Annotated in this window: 1 protein-coding gene; it reads left to right on the top strand. The window is 47.1% G+C overall.

Annotated elements, in window-relative coordinates:
* Positions 1 to 648, top strand: a 648-nt coding sequence (locus SKC36_RS12265; RefSeq protein ID WP_459466071.1) for a hypothetical protein, incomplete at both ends; no start/stop codon positions are given.

Genomic DNA, 648 nt, shown 5'->3' with positions numbered 1-648 from the left:
AGTAAGAGCTTAACTTTCAGTGGAGCGAATAGTTCATCATCTCCAGCGACCTCACCAAAAGTAGAGGGTACAGACTTTGGTACAGCGACGAGTGTGAGCTTCACGAATGGGGTAGCTACAGCGAGTCTGAGCTTATTTAAAGTAGAGACAGCCAACTTGGTGGCTATCGAAGGTTCGATAGGTACGAGTGGGTCAGATCGTTTGAGTGTGGTTGTTAGTGCTTCAAGCTTCAGTAAATTAGCCTTAAGCTTGGCTGGTCCACAGATCAATGGAGTAGGGTTTACGGGCACAAATACGTTGACGGCCCTAGATGCCTATGGCAACGTGGTGACCGGCTTTGATGCGAGTGCGAATAACATTACGGTAAGTACGACAGGCTTAACAGGAACGATTAGTGGAATAAGTGGTGGCAATAAATTAACAAGTGCAGGTGATTTTGTGAATGGGGTGGCCAACTTAACAAGCTTAGGCTTGAAGTACACAGGAACAGTTGGTAGTGGCACATTTACGTTCACTCCAGCAACAGGGACAGCTGTAACAAGTGGCAGCATAACGATCAATCCAGGATCGGCCAATAAGTTTGTGATTACAGGATCCGGCACGCAAACGGCTGGAACGAGTCAAACGATTACAATCACGGCGAAGGAT

It is taken from the genome of Aquirufa sp. OSTEICH-129A, assembly GCF_054558355.1.
Note: the sequence above shows the minus strand (reverse complement) of the source record. Positions and strands in the feature narration are given on the sequence as shown.